Origin of the sequence: Mycobacterium bourgelatii (assembly GCF_010723575.1) — a bacterium.
In the GTDB taxonomy this organism is placed as follows: Bacteria; Actinomycetota; Actinomycetes; order Mycobacteriales; family Mycobacteriaceae; genus Mycobacterium; species Mycobacterium bourgelatii.
The window spans coordinates 23,063-36,080 of sequence record NZ_BLKZ01000002.1; the positions used below are offsets into that span (position 1 = coordinate 23,063).

General features: G+C 64.4%; 13 protein-coding genes. 5 read left to right on the plus strand and 8 right to left on the minus strand.

The window, feature by feature from the left end:
- Positions 1–71 precede the first annotated feature (71 nt).
- Both kstD and chsH3 read left to right on the plus strand, forming a co-directional pair.
- Positions 72–1,763: a 3-oxosteroid 1-dehydrogenase gene (gene kstD, locus G6N68_RS25135; RefSeq protein WP_163718949.1), complete on the plus strand. Its 1,692-nt coding sequence runs from the start codon at positions 72–74 to the stop codon at positions 1,761–1,763.
- 1 nt (position 1,764) lies between these two features.
- Positions 1,765–2,646 (plus strand): enoyl-CoA hydratase ChsH3, encoded by an 882-nt coding sequence (chsH3, locus tag G6N68_RS25140; protein WP_163718950.1) that lies wholly within the window; start codon positions 1,765–1,767, stop codon positions 2,644–2,646.
- A 217-nt stretch (positions 2,647–2,863) separates the two neighbouring features.
- Here the strand turns inward: chsH3 and G6N68_RS25145 are convergent, their stop codons facing one another.
- The 7 genes from G6N68_RS25145 to G6N68_RS25175 form a co-directional block, all read right to left on the minus strand.
- Positions 2,864–3,709: a type IV toxin-antitoxin system AbiEi family antitoxin gene (locus G6N68_RS25145; RefSeq protein WP_163718951.1), complete on the minus strand. Its 846-nt coding sequence runs from the start codon at positions 3,707–3,709 to the stop codon at positions 2,864–2,866.
- A 140-nt stretch (positions 3,710–3,849) separates the two neighbouring features.
- Positions 3,850–5,007 carry a 17-hydroxy-3-oxo-4-pregnene-20-carboxyl-CoA lyase gene (ltp2, locus tag G6N68_RS25150; RefSeq protein WP_205351556.1) on the minus strand — a complete coding sequence of 386 codons (1,158 nt, stop codon included), beginning with the start codon at positions 5,005–5,007 and terminating at the stop codon, positions 3,850–3,852.
- Positions 5,008–5,018: 11 nt separating this feature from the next.
- Positions 5,019–5,420, minus strand: a complete 402-nt coding sequence (locus G6N68_RS25155) for a MaoC family dehydratase (protein ID WP_163718953.1) — start codon at positions 5,418–5,420, stop codon at positions 5,019–5,021.
- Entirely contained in the window at positions 5,417–6,376 is a 960-nt protein-coding gene (locus tag G6N68_RS25160) for a bifunctional MaoC family dehydratase N-terminal/OB-fold nucleic acid binding domain-containing protein (RefSeq protein WP_163718954.1), read from the minus strand. Before G6N68_RS25160 ends, G6N68_RS25155 begins: the two co-directional genes overlap by 4 nt.
- Entirely contained in the window at positions 6,373–7,536 is a 1,164-nt protein-coding gene (gene fadE29 / locus G6N68_RS25165) for an acyl-CoA dehydrogenase FadE29 (RefSeq protein WP_163718955.1), read from the minus strand. Before fadE29 ends, G6N68_RS25160 begins: the two co-directional genes overlap by 4 nt.
- On the minus strand, positions 7,527–8,540 hold the full coding sequence (locus G6N68_RS25170) for an acyl-CoA dehydrogenase family protein (protein WP_163718956.1): 1,014 nt from the start codon (positions 8,538–8,540) through the stop codon (positions 7,527–7,529). Before G6N68_RS25170 ends, fadE29 begins: the two co-directional genes overlap by 10 nt.
- A gap of 17 nt (positions 8,541–8,557) precedes the next feature.
- Positions 8,558–9,811 carry a cytochrome P450 gene (locus tag G6N68_RS25175; RefSeq protein ID WP_163718957.1) on the minus strand — a complete coding sequence of 418 codons (1,254 nt, stop codon included), beginning with the start codon at positions 9,809–9,811 and terminating at the stop codon, positions 8,558–8,560.
- 169 nt (positions 9,812–9,980) lie between these two features.
- On the opposite strand from G6N68_RS25175, the gene G6N68_RS25180 reads away from it, so the two are divergent.
- Genes G6N68_RS25180 through G6N68_RS25190 form a run of 3 tightly spaced genes read left to right on the plus strand, consistent with a single transcriptional unit; the run spans position 9,981 to position 12,007 of the window.
- Positions 9,981–11,144 carry a steroid 3-ketoacyl-CoA thiolase gene (locus tag G6N68_RS25180; RefSeq protein WP_163718958.1) on the plus strand — a complete coding sequence of 388 codons (1,164 nt, stop codon included), beginning with the start codon at positions 9,981–9,983 and terminating at the stop codon, positions 11,142–11,144.
- A gap of 3 nt (positions 11,145–11,147) precedes the next feature.
- Positions 11,148–11,540 (plus strand): DUF8021 domain-containing protein, encoded by a 393-nt coding sequence (locus G6N68_RS25185; protein ID WP_163718959.1) that lies wholly within the window; start codon positions 11,148–11,150, stop codon positions 11,538–11,540.
- A gap of 14 nt (positions 11,541–11,554) precedes the next feature.
- The gene (locus G6N68_RS25190; protein WP_163718960.1) at positions 11,555–12,007 is read left to right on the plus strand and encodes a nitroreductase family deazaflavin-dependent oxidoreductase; all 453 of its coding nucleotides are present in this window, start codon (positions 11,555–11,557) and stop codon (positions 12,005–12,007) included.
- Between the two features lie 91 nt (positions 12,008–12,098).
- Here G6N68_RS25190 and G6N68_RS25195 read toward each other — a convergent pair whose 3' ends face one another.
- Positions 12,099–13,010 (minus strand): SDR family oxidoreductase, encoded by a 912-nt coding sequence (locus tag G6N68_RS25195; RefSeq protein ID WP_163718961.1) that lies wholly within the window; start codon positions 13,008–13,010, stop codon positions 12,099–12,101.
- Positions 13,011–13,018: the final 8 nt, after the last annotated feature.

The following is a 13,018-nucleotide window of genomic DNA, read 5'->3' on the forward strand; positions in this document are numbered from 1 at the left end:
TACCGAAGTCCCTTCGTCGTTTTGACCGGGTAAGTAGCGCCTGGCCCGGGCAATTCTATAACGTGTTCTACATGACAGCACAGGACTACGACGTCGTCGTGGTCGGAAGCGGCGGCGCCGGCATGGTAGCCGCCCTTACCGCCGCGCACCGAGGTCTTTCGACAGTAGTCGTCGAGAAGGCTCCGCACTACGGCGGTTCAACTGCGCGTTCGGGCGGTGGGGTCTGGATCCCCAACAACGAAATCCTCAAGCGCGCCGGCGTGCACGACACTCCCGAGGCGGCCCGTACCTACCTGCACGGCATCATCGGCGACATCGTCGAACCGGAACGTATCGACACCTACCTCGAACGTGGCCCCGAGATGCTTTCGTTCGTGCTCAAGCACACGCCGCTGAAGATGTGTTGGGTACCGCGCTATTCCGACTACTACCCTGAGGCCCCGGGCGGCCTCGCCGAAGGCCGCTCCATCGAGCCCAAGCCGTTCAACGCGCGCAAACTCGGCCCCGACGAGGCCGGTCTGGAGCCGCCGTACGGCAAGGTGCCGCTCAATGTGGTCGTGATGCAACAGGATTACGTGCGGCTGAATCAGCTCAAGCGGCACCCGCGCGGTGTGCTGCGCAGCCTGAAAGTCGGCGTTCGCACCATGTGGGCGAAATCGACCGGCAAGAACCTGGTCGGAATGGGCCGTGCGCTCATCGGTCCGCTGCGAATCGGGTTGCAGCGAGCGGGTGTTCCGGTGCTGCTCAACACCGCGCTCACCGATCTGTACGTCGAAGACGGTGTGGTGCGCGGGATCTACGTGCGCGATACCCAAGCAGCGGAGTCCGTCGAGCCGCGGTTGATCCGCGCCCGGCGCGGCGTCATCCTCGCCTCCGGCGGCTTCGAACACAACGAGCAGATGCGAATCAAGTACCAACGTGCGCCCATCACCACCGAATGGACGGTCGGCGCCAAGGCCAATACCGGTGACGGCATCATCGCCGGCGAAAAGCTGGGCGCCGCATTGGATCTGATGGAAGACGCCTGGTGGGGCCCGACGGTGCCGCTGGTGAACGCGCCGTGGTTCGCGCTGTCCGAGCGCAATTCGCCCGGATCGATCATCGTCAACATGTCCGGTAAGCGGTTCATGAACGAATCGATGCCGTATGTCGAGGCGTGCCACCACATGTACGGCGGGCAATACGGTCAAGGACCTGGGCCCGGCGAGAACATTCCGGCCTGGCTGGTTTTCGACCAGCAGTACCGTGAGCGCTACATTTTCGCGGGATTGCAGCCCGGGCAACGTATTCCGCGTAAGTGGCTGGAATCCGGGGTCATCGTTCAGGCCGACACGCTCGAGGAGCTGGCGGCGAAGGCCGGACTGCCGGCCACCGAATTTGCCGCGACCGTCGAGCGTTTCAACGGATTCGCACGATCGGGTGTCGACGAGGACTACCACCGCGGCGAAAGTGCCTACGACAAGTACTACGGCGATCCCACCAACAAGCCCAACCCCAACCTTGGTGAAATCAAGCACGCCCCGTACTACGCAGCCAAGTTGGTGCCGGGCGACTTGGGGACCAAGGGTGGCATCCGCACCGACGTGCACGGGCGTGCCCTACGCGACGACGGCAGCGTCATCGAAGGCCTCTACGCCGCAGGCAATGTCAGCGCACCGGTGATGGGACACACCTATCCCGGCCCAGGCGGCACCATCGGGCCGGCGATGACATTCGGATATCTGGCCGCACTGCATTTGGCCGAACAGGAGGGTGCTCGCTGACATGCCAATCGACGTAGACGTCGCGCTGAACGCTGAGCTGGAGCCGATCGAATTCTCTTGGTCCAGCACCGATGTGCAGCTTTATCACCTGGGTCTGGGCGCTGGGGCGGATCCGATGGATCCCCGCGAGCTGCGCTACCTGATCGACGACAAGCCACAGGTACTGCCGACGTTCGGCAATGTCGCCGCCACCTTCCATCAGACGACGCCGCCGACGGTCAAGTTTCCCGGCATCGACATCGAGCTGAGCAAGGTGCTGCACGCCAGCGAGCGTGTGGAAGTGCCTGCGCCGCTACCTCCTTCGGGTTCGGCGAGCTCTGTTACCCGGTTCACTGACATCTGGGACAAGGGCAAGGCCGCGGTGATCTGGAGCGAGACGACAGTGACCGCACCCGACGGCACGCTGCTGTGGAAGCAGAAGCGCTCCATATTCGCGCGTGGGGAGGGCGGCTTTGGTGGTGAGCGCGGGCCGTCTGGGTCCGTCGAACCGCCAGACCGGGCACCCGACCTCGAGGTGGCGATACCGATCCTGCCGCAGCAGGCGTTGCTCTACCGGCTCTGCGGTGACCGCAATCCGCTGCACTCTGACCCCGAATTCGCCGCCGCCGCAGGCTTTCCCAGGCCCATCCTGCATGGTCTGTGCACCTACGGCATGACGTGTAAGGCCATCACAGATACGCTGCTCGACGGCGACGCTGGGGCTGTTGCGGCCTACGGTGCACGTTTTGCCGGCGTGGCCTTCCCCGGTGAGACACTTACGGTCAACATCTGGAAGGACGAATCTGGCGAGTCCGGGGGCCGCTTCCTGGCCACCGTTATCGCGCCTGCGCGCGACAACGCCACGGTGCTCAGCGGCGTGGAGCTGGTGCCGGTTTCGTCGTAAACCCTCTTCCCGCTGCCTGCCGTCGAACGTCACGCGAGCGTGGCCGCCGACGCCGAACGTCACGCTAGCGCGACCCTCGACGGGCGCGGGCGGGCCGCCCGCAATCACCTCCGCCGAACGTCACGCCAGCGTGGCCGCCGACGCCGAACGTCACGCTAGCGCGACCCTCGCCGGGCGCGGAGTGGGGCGAGCGTCACCACTTCCGTCGAGCGTCACGCTAGCTCGACCCTCGACGGGCACGGGCGGCCGCAACACGCTGGATGATGTCTGCCGGCCGCTCCCCCGCGACAACCCGGATGTTTATCCAGCCCCGACCTTCGACCTTTTCCTGTCGACGAATGTCCCAGGCCTGTTGCCGCCTATCAGTCCAATGGTGTTCACCGTCGTACTCGGCGCTGACTTTTAAGTCTTCCCAACCCATGTCGAGATACGCGAAGGGCTCGCCAAAGTCGTTACAAACGGGAATCTGCGTCTTCGGACGTGGGAAGCCAGCGCGAATCAGCAGCAGCCGGAGCCAGGTCTCTTTCGGTGACTGCGATCCACCGTCAGCCAGATCGAGTGCGATCCCTGCCATCCGTGTTCCGCGTCGCCCGGGATACCGCTGGGCTAGCGCTTCCACGTCGGCAGGCTTCAAGTCGGTGGCTGATATCAAGGCATCGATCCTGGCCACTGCGTCGTCCGTTTGATACCAGCAACCCATATCAAGCGCGGTTCGGGCCGGAGTCGTCACCGGCATGCCGTCCAGCCAAATGATCTCGTCGTCTTCGATACGATCATTGCGAACCTTGATTCCTGCCAATGGGTTCCGGTTCGTGTGCAGGATTTCCAACGGCGCGCTGGGTTCGACCCACTTCGCGCCGTGCACCGCACTGGCGGTCAGACCCGCAACGATGCCCCGCCGCCGGGACCACAGCCATGCTGCTCTGGCGCGCACCTCTGGTGTCAGCTCGACATTCCGGCCCACGTACACGTCACGGAGCAACTTTCTGTACTGCGTGCGAAGTGCGCTTTTGGCCAGATCCCCACTGGCGACGGCCTCACTGCCGATGAATGGCTGCCCCACGCCGTCAGCGTCACACGGAACCCGGTGGCCGTCACGTCACCGTAAGGCAGTTGTCCACAGCCGTTGCGCCAGCGTGACGTTCGGCGCCCACAGCCACGCCAGCGTGGCGCTCGACGCCAACGCCTAGCAGCCGCGAAGCCCTACCCCAGAATCAACCCCGACGTCGGCACCCCAGTCCCCGCCGTCACCAACACATGCTCGACGTCGGGCACCTGATTCACCGAAGTCCCCCGCAATTGCCTTACGCCCTCGGCAATCCCGTTCATCCCGTGAATGTAAGCCTCACCGAGCTGTCCACCGTGGGTATTGATCGGCAGCCGCCCGCCGATCTCGATCGCACCGTCGGCGATGAAGTCCTTCGCTTCTCCGCGACCGCAGAAGCCCAACTCCTCCAACTGAATCAGCGTGAACGGCGTGAAGTGGTCATACAGAACCGCGGTCTGAATATCGGCCGGAGTAAGCCCGGACTGCGCCCACAGTTGCTTGCCCACCAACCCCATTTCCGGCAAGCCGTCCAACTCCGGTCGGTAGTAGCTGACCATCGTGTACTGGTCGGGGCTCGAACCCTGCGACGCGCCCTCGATCACCGCGGGCCGATGCTTGAGATCGCGCGCCCGCTCCACCGACGTCACCACGATCGCCACGGCGCCGTCCGTCTCCTGGCAGCAGTCCAGTAACCGCAGCGGCTCGGCGATCCAGCGCGAATTCTGGTGGTCCTCAATGGTTATCGGCTTCTCGTAGAAGTAAGCCTTCGGGTTTTTGGCGGCGTGCTTACGATCGGCCACCGACACCGCGCCGAAGTCCCGGCTGGTAGCGCCCGAAAGGTGCATATACCGACGAGCGATCATCGCGACCTGCGCGGCCGGCGTCGAAAGCCCATGCGGATACGAGAAAGAGTTGTCGACACCGGTCGAATCGGCGTTCTCCGTCAGCCGCGTCTGCACCTGGCCGAACCGCATGCCGGAACGCTCGTTGAAGGCCCGGTACGCCACCACGACATCGGCCACACCGGTGGCCACAGCCATTGCCGCATGCTGCACGGTGGCACACGCCGCGCCGCCGCCGTAGTGGATCTTCGAAAAGAACTTCAGCTCACCGATTCCCGTGGCACGCGCGACAGCGATCTCGGTGTTGGTGTCCATCGTGAAGGTGGTCAACCCGTCGACGTCCGCGGGCGTCAAACCGGCGTCGTCCAACGCATCCAACACAGCCTCGGCCGCCAGCCGCAATTCGGAGCGACCCGAGTTCTTCGAAAAGTCAGTGGCGCCAATGCCGACGATGGCCGCTCGACCCGACAAACCCGACGACACTACGCATCCCCAATCGTCAACGTGGCGGTCGCAATGACATGGTTACCAAGGCTGTTGGCGCCCACCACCTTCACCGTGATCAATCCGTCCTCCACGGCCGTCACTTCGCCGGAGAACGTCACCGTGTCATAGGCGTACCAAGGCACACCGAGCCGCAACCCGATCGACTTGATCAGCGCCGACGGCCCGGCCCAGTCAGTGATGTAGCGTTGCACCAGTCCGGTGTCGGTGAGAATGTTGACGAAGATGTCCTTCGACCCCTTGGCCTGCGCCAGATCGCGGTCGTGGTGCACATCCTGAAAGTCCCTGGTAGCCAAGGCCGTCGAGACGATGAAGGTCGGGGTCCCTTCCAGCTTCAGCTCGGGCAGCTTCGTACCCACTTCTACAACAGGTGCGCTCATGCCTCAGGCTCCCACGCATAGAGAGTCCACTCCGGCCCGCTGTCGCCGGCCGGGAAGTCGATATACGTTGCACGGACCGGCATTCCGATCTCCACCGCGGCAGGATCGACGCCGCGCAACTCGCCCAGCATGCGCACGCCTTCCTCGAGCTCGACCAGCGCGATGACGAACGGCAAAGTGCGGCCGGGCACTTTCGGCGCGTGGTGCACGACGAAGCTGAACACCGTGCCTCGACCACTGGATACCACGTAGTCAATCGGCGCCGCGGGGTCCTGCCACACCGCCGGCACCGGCGGGTGGCGCAGGCTCCCATCGGCCAGCTTCTGGATCCGCAGCTCGTGCGCCTTCACCCCTTCCCAGAAGAAGGCGGTGTCCTTCGACGACGAGGGACGCATCATGGCGTCGGCGTCCAGGTCATCCGGCACGGTCGAAGTCGAAGCAGCCGAAGCCGACTCAGCAGGCTTGAATTTTAGGATGCGCCAATTCATCTCGGCGACATCCTCATCGCCCACCCGCCAGATGATGTGCTGGTTGATGAAGAAGCCCTCGCCGAGCGCGGTCTGCTTGGGTCCGACGACATCACCCATCTCGGAGGTGACGCTCACTTCCTCACCGGGCCGCAGGTAGCGGTGATAGGTCTGCTCGCAGTTTGTTGCGACCACACCCACATACCCGTTGTCGTCAAACAGCTTCATGAGCGGACCCATGGGGTCGTCGTCCGGCCGTTGTCCGTTCAGACCGAACATCGTCCACACCTGAATCATCGCCGGCGGCGCGACGATTCCCGGGTGCCCCTGGGCGCGGGCCGCCGCCTCATCGACGTAAATCGGGTTGCGGTCACCAATGGCTTCGACCCAGTTGTTGATCATCGGTTGGTTCACCGGATCACGGCCGACGCGCGGCTTGACGGCGCCAGCCGAGCAAATCTCCGCGATAGCGTCCTGGAATTCGGTCATCGTGGCACCCTCGGCACCTTGAGGCCGGCGGCGGCAATCATCTCTCGCATAACTTCGTTCACGCCGCCACCGAAGGTGATCACCAGGTTGCGCTTGGTCTGTACGTCCAACCAACTCAACAACTCGGCGGTCTCCGGATCGGCCGGGTTCCCGTACCTACCGACGATCTCCTCCGCGAGCCGACCAATGTGCTGAATACGTTCGGTGCCAAACACTTTCGTCGACGCGGCATCGGCCACGTTGATGTCCTCGCCGGCCGCGGCGACCTGCCAGTTGAGCAACTCGTTGATCCGCCACAGCGAATAGATCTCGCCGAGCGCCCGTTTGACGTCCTGATGATCGATCGGGGCGACGCCGTCACTGCCGGGCTTGGATGCCCAGTCGTGCAGCCGGTCGTAGATGCCGGCCGTGCGACCGGCGGGACCGAGCATGACCCGCTCGTTGTTGAGCTGGGTGGTGATCAAGCGCCATCCACCGTTCTCCTCACCGACCAGCATGTCGACCGGCGCCCGCACGTCGTTGTAGTACGTGGCATTGGTGTGGTGCGCGCCGTCGGACAAGATGATCGGCGTCCAGGAGTAGCCAGGGTCCTTGGTGTCGACGATCAGGATCGAAATGCCCTTGTGCTTAGCGGCTTCCGGGTCGGTGCGGCAGGCCAGCCAAATGTAGTCGGCGTCGTGTGCGCCGGTGGTGAAGATCTTCTGGCCGTTGACGATGTACTCGTCGCCCTGGCGCACCGCCGTGGTCCGTAGCGACGCCAGGTCGGTGCCCGCGTCCGGTTCGGTGTAGCCGATTGCGAAGTGCACCTCGCCGGCCAGGATTGCCGGCAGGAACTTCTTTTTCTGCATCTCGCTGCCGAACTGCTGCAGCGTGGGACCGACCGTCTGCAGCGTCACCGCGGGCAGCGGCACGTCGGCCCGATGCGCTTCGTTGACGAAGATGGACTGCTCGATCGGCCCATAGCCCAAGCCGCCGAACTCCTTTGGCCATCCCACGCCGAGCTTGCCGTCCTTACCCATCCGGCGGATCACCGCGCGGTAGGCCTCGTTGTGACGGTCCTGCTCCATCGCTTTCGCCTCGTCGGACGAAATCAGGTTGGAGAAGTATTCCCGTAGCTCCAACTGCAGCTTCCGCTGCTCGGGAGTGAGGTCTATGTACATTGCGCTCCCACGAGATCGAGTCGATGAGAGGCCCCACCCAGCAGTCTGGTCAGGTCCTTGATCGTGGAGTAATAGCGGTGCATCGGGTAAGTGACGTCCATGCCCATGCCGCCGTGTAGGTGGTGGCAGATCTGCATGACCGGTGGCGCCTGCGACGCCAACCAGTATCCGAGGACATCCAGATCTGCGTCGGCATCCAGCCCTTCGGCCAGCTTCCATGCCACGGCCTTGGACACCAAATCTATGGTGCGGGAAGCGATGTAGACCTCAGCGAGCTGTGCCGCCACCGTCTGGAACGTCGACAACGGCTTGCCGAACTGCTTCCGGTTTGCCACATAATCGGCGGTCAACCGCAGCGCGCCCGCCACCAACCCGTCGGCGTAGGCGCCAATCGCCGCCAGTGCCAACTGATTTACCCGCGCCGCCGACACCCCGGCCAACACATCCGAATCGGCGACCGCGACGTCGTCGAACGTCACGGTGTACTCGTCGGACCCATTGGACGTCGGTGTGCGAACCAACCGCACACCATCGGCCTTCGGCGACACCACGACCACCGCGCTGTCGGCGGTCACCACGATCCAATCCGCCGACTCCGCATACGCGACACCGACTTTGGTGCCCGCCAACCGACCGTCGGAAAAACTCACCGACGGCCGGTCCGGCAACGCCGCGCCGGGCTCGTTGAGCGCCGCCGTCAACACCGCGCCCTTGGAAACGCCGGACAGGAAACGGTCCTGCTGTTTGTCGGAGGCCGCGTCCAGCAGCGGCACCAAACCGAAACCCAGGGTGGCCAACGCGGGCGTAATGGCACCGTGGCGTCCCACCTCGGTCAGGGCCGTCGCGATCTCCGCGAGGCCCAATCCGTCACCACCGAGACGCTCCGGCACCGCCAGCGCCGTCACGCCACCCTGAACGAGTGCCTCCCAAGAGATCTCACGATCAAGGACGGACGTGACGACGTCGGCGACGGCTTGCTGTTCTGCGCTGAGATCGAAATCCATCGTCGTATTCAAAAGACTCAACGATCCACCGGGCACTTGCCCGTGTAGTCGACCTGCCAGTGCTTGATGCCGTTGAGCCACCCCGACCGCAACCGTTCGGGCGTCCCGATCGGCTTCAGGTCGGGCATGTTGTCCGCAATCGCGTTGAAGATCAGGTTGATCGTCATGCGCGCCAGGTTTGCGCCGATGCAGTAGTGCGCACCGGTCCCACCAAAGCCGACGTGCGGGTTGGGGTTACGCAGGATGTTGAACTTGTACGGGTCCTCGAAGACCTCTTCATCGAAGTTGGCCGACCGGTAGAACATCAGCACCCGGTCGCCCTTCTTGATCTTCGCGCCGTTCAGCTCGTAGTCCTCCAGTGCGGTGCGCTGGAAGACGGTCACCGGGGTGGCCCATCGGACGATCTCGTCGGCCGCGGTCTCTGGGCGCTCCCGCTTGTACAGCTCCCACTGGTCGGGGTTCTCCGAGAACGCGATCATGCCGTGCGTGATGGAGTTCCTGGTGGTCTCGTTGCCGGCCACCGCGAGCATCACCACGAAGAAGCCGAACTCGTCGTCGGAGAGCTTCTCGCCGTCGATGTCGGCTTGGATCAACTGGGTGACGATGTCGTCGCCCGGGTTCCTGCCCCGCTCCTCGGCCATCTGCATCGCGTAGCCGATCAACTGCGCCGACGACATCTTCGGGTCGACGTGGGCGAACTCGGGGTCTTCGGTACCGGTCATCTCGTTGGACCAGTCGAAGATCTTGCCGCGGTCCTCCTGGGGCACTCCAAGCAGATCGGCGATTGCCTGCAGCGGCAGCTCACAGGCCACCTGCTCGACGAAGTCACCGGAACCCGCGGCGGCCGCCGCCTGGGCGATCTTCTGCGCGCGCGCGTTCAGCTCGTCCTTGAGCCGCCCGACGGCACGCGGAGTGAACCCGCGGGAGATGATCTTGCGCAGCCGGGTGTGGTGTGGCGCGTCCATGTTCAGCATGACGAACCGCTGCACCTCGATGTCCTCGCGGGCGATGTCGTTGCTGAACCGGGGAATCACGCCGTTTTCGTAGCTGGAGAAGATGTCGCTGCGACGCGACACCTCCTTGACGTCGTTCAGCTTGGTGACCGCCCAGTACCCGCCGTCATGGAAGCCGCCGCCATTGCCAGGAGCCTGCTCGGTCCACCAGACCGGGGCCTTCGCCCGCAGTTCCGCGAACTCTTCGACCGGCAGCCGACTCACGTAGATGTCGGGATCGGTGAAATCGAACCCGGGGGGAAGATTGGGGGTGGGCACGGTAGTTCTCCTTCTACAGTCTTCGCTGACCGACCGGTACAACTCAGGTTTCAAGCACTAGTTGTCCTAGTGATCTTCTGATGCCAGTAAAACATGCCTTCACCGTAGGCAAAAGGCATCAGAGCATCCTTGCTTGTCATATTAATGAAACGTGTTCTAGCCTTGCCACATGGGTAACCCGGTAATCGTCGAAGCCACTCGCAGCCCGATCGGCAAGCGCGGGGGATGGCTATCAGGACTGCACGCCACCGAGCTGCTCGGGGCGACTCAGAAGGCGCTGGTGGAGAAGGCCGGTATTGACGCCGGCGACGTCGAACAGGTCGTCGGTGGCTGCGTAACGCAGTTCGGCGAGCAGTCGAACAACATCACCCGAGTGAGCTGGCTCGTGGCCGGCCTGCCCGAGCACGTCGGCGCTACGACGGTGGATTGCCAGTGCGGCAGCAGTCAGCAGGCCAACGGTCTGGTAGCCGGCCTGATCGCGGCCGGCGTTATCGACATCGGCATCGCATGCGGAATCGAGGCCATGAGCCGGGTGGGCCTCGGCGCCAATGCGGGTCCCGACCGCAGCATCCTGCGGCCCGCATCGTGGGACATCGACCTGCCCGACCAGTTCACCGCCGCCGAGCGGATCGCCAAGCGCCGCGGCATCACGCGCGAGGACATCGACCAGTTCGGCTTCGACTCGCAGCGCAAGGCCAAGCTGGCGTGGGCCGAGGGCCGCTTCGACCGGGAGATCTCGCCGATCGAGGCCCCGGTGCTGGACGAGAACAAGCGGCCTACGGACGAGCGCGCACCCGTGACCCGCGACCAGGGCCTGCGCGACACCACCCTGGAGGGCCTGAGCCAGCTCAAGCCGGTGATCGAAGGCGGCATCCACACGGCCGGCACGTCGTCGCAGATTTCCGACGGCGCGGCCGCGGTCTTGTGGATGGACGAAGACAAGGCCAAGGCACTCGGTCTGCGCCCGCGCGCCCGGATCGTCAGCCACGCTCTCGTCGGCGCCGAGCCCTACTACCACCTCGACGGTCCGGTGCAGTCGACGGCGAAGGTGCTGGAGAAGGCTGGCATGAAGATCGGCGACATCGACATCGTCGAGATCAACGAGGCCTTCGCCTCCGTCGTGCTGTCCTGGGCCCGGGTCCACGAGCCCGACATGGATCGCGTCAACGTCAACGGCGGAGCCATCGCGCTGGGACACCCGGTGGGCTCCACCGGCAGCCGGCTGATCACCACCGCGCTGCACGAACTGGAGCGCACCGACAAGAGCACCGCGTTGATCACCATGTGCGCCGGTGGCGCCCTCTCGACGGGCACCATCATCGAGCGCATCTAGTCAGTGCTTGTCTCCGACGAAAGCCGGATCGGGGCCGCGCAGGCATACATCGATGCGTTAGTCAGTCATGACGCCGCGGCGGTCCCGTTCGCGGCTGGCTGCACCCGCATCGAGCTGGGCCTCAAGAATGGCTTCTCCGGAAATCACTTGCGGCGCAGCCTCAATCGCGGCCTTCAGTACCGGATCATCGCCGACGCCACAACGCCGGACTACCGCATCGACGGCGACGAGGTGCACGCCGTTTACGACGTGCTGACCAAGGCGGCGGTGGCCGGCCGGCGGATCGCCGCACGGGTCGACGAGACCTTCGTGATCCCTGCCGAGAGTCCCAGCGGGAAGGCTGAGATTCAGCACATCCGGGCACACTTCAAGCCATTCCTTCGTAGCCAGTCATAGCTAGGATTACCGCCATGCCGAAAACAGCACCACGGTTCTTGAATTCGCCGTTCGCCGACTTCTTCATCAAGTGGATGTCGCGCTTCAACACCCGGCTGTACCGGCTCAGCAACGGAAAGCTCGGCGGCACGATTCAGAAGGCCCCGGTCGCGCTGCTGACCACCATCGGCCGCAAGAGTGGCGAACCGCGGGTGACTCCGTTGATCTATGTGCGTGACGGCGACCGCGTAGTTGTGCCCGCGTCACGGGGCGGCTCCGACAAACACCCGTTGTGGTACCTCAACCTGAAGGCCAACCCGAAGGTACAGGTGCAGATCGGCAAAGAGGTGCTGCAGCTGCAGGCCCGCGACGCCAATGACGAAGAGCGCGAACGATACTGGTCTCAGCTCGCGGCCGTTTATCCGCCGCTCGACGACTACAAGACGTGGACCGATCGCGTCATCCCGCTCGTAGTCTGCGAACCCTAGTCAATTCTGCGTTGAGTCTGCGCTTTGGGCGGTGTCTACTCGCATTTCTCCGCCCAGGACGCAGTCTCAACGCCTGAGTTGACGACATGCTCTAGGCACCTGCGCCGTAGACCGGGACCGGCGTGCGCGCCTTGGCCAGCAAATCCGCGACCACGGGGCCCAACTCGGCGGGGTCCCACTTGGCGCCCTTGTCAATCTGCGGACCGTGCGCCCATCCCTCGGCGACCCGGATCTTGCCGCCCTCGACCTCGAACACCTGCCCGTTGACGTCACGCGACTCGGCGCTACCCAGCCACACCACCAGCGGCGAGACGTTCTCCGGCGCCATCGCGTCGAAATCCTGGTCCTGCGTTGCCATCATCTCGGCGAAGACCGTCTCGGTCATGCGGGTGCGGGCCGACGGCGCAATGGCATTGACGGTCACCCCATAGCGTCCGAGTTCGGCCGCCGCAACGAGCGTCAACGCCGCAATGCCGGCCTTGGCCGCGCTGTAGTTGCCCTGTCCGACGCTGCCCTGCAGCCCGGCGCCGGAACTGGTGTTGATGATGCGCGCGTCCACCGCCTGACCGGCTTTGGCAAGCCCGCGCCAGTAGGACGCCGCGTGCCGCATCGTGGCGAAGTGACCCTTGAGGTGCACGGCGATGACGGCGTCGAACTCCTCCTCGCTGGTGTTGGCGATCATCCGGTCGCGCACGATGCCGGCGTTGTTCACCAGGATGTCCAGTCCACCGAAGGTGTCGACGGCAGTCTGAACCAGTTCGGCTGCCTGGTTCCAGTCGGCCACGTTGGATCCATTGGCGACGGCTTCGCCACCGGCGGCGACGATTTCGTCCACGACGCCCTGCGCCGCGCTGCCACCGCTTGCGGGTGAGCCGTCCAGCCCCACCCCGATGTCGTTGACCACCACACGCGCGCCTTCTGCCGCGAAAGCAAGCGCATGTGCGCGACCGATACCGCCGCCCGCCCCGGTGACGATGACTACCCGGCCGTCAACCACTCCCATATTTTTGC

Excerpts from the sequence above, each read along its gene's own strand:
- chsH3 (WP_163718950.1), top strand. The coding sequence starts at position 1,765 with ATGCCAATCGACGTAGACGTCGCGCTGAACGCTGAGCTGGAGCCGATC.
- G6N68_RS25170 (WP_163718956.1), bottom strand. The coding sequence starts at position 8,540 with ATGGATTTCGATCTCAGCGCAGAACAGCAAGCCGTCGCCGACGTCGTC.
- G6N68_RS25195 (WP_163718961.1), bottom strand. The coding sequence starts at position 13,010 with ATGGGAGTGGTTGACGGCCGGGTAGTCATCGTCACCGGGGCGGGCGGC.
- fadE29 (WP_163718955.1), bottom strand. The coding sequence starts at position 7,536 with ATGTACATAGACCTCACTCCCGAGCAGCGGAAGCTGCAGTTGGAGCTA.
- kstD (WP_163718949.1), top strand. The coding sequence starts at position 72 with ATGACAGCACAGGACTACGACGTCGTCGTGGTCGGAAGCGGCGGCGCC.
- G6N68_RS25160 (WP_163718954.1), bottom strand. The coding sequence starts at position 6,376 with ATGACCGAATTCCAGGACGCTATCGCGGAGATTTGCTCGGCTGGCGCC.
- G6N68_RS25180 (WP_163718958.1), top strand. The coding sequence starts at position 9,981 with ATGGGTAACCCGGTAATCGTCGAAGCCACTCGCAGCCCGATCGGCAAG.
- G6N68_RS25190 (WP_163718960.1), top strand. The coding sequence starts at position 11,555 with ATGCCGAAAACAGCACCACGGTTCTTGAATTCGCCGTTCGCCGACTTC.
- G6N68_RS25155 (WP_163718953.1), bottom strand. The coding sequence starts at position 5,420 with ATGAGCGCACCTGTTGTAGAAGTGGGTACGAAGCTGCCCGAGCTGAAG.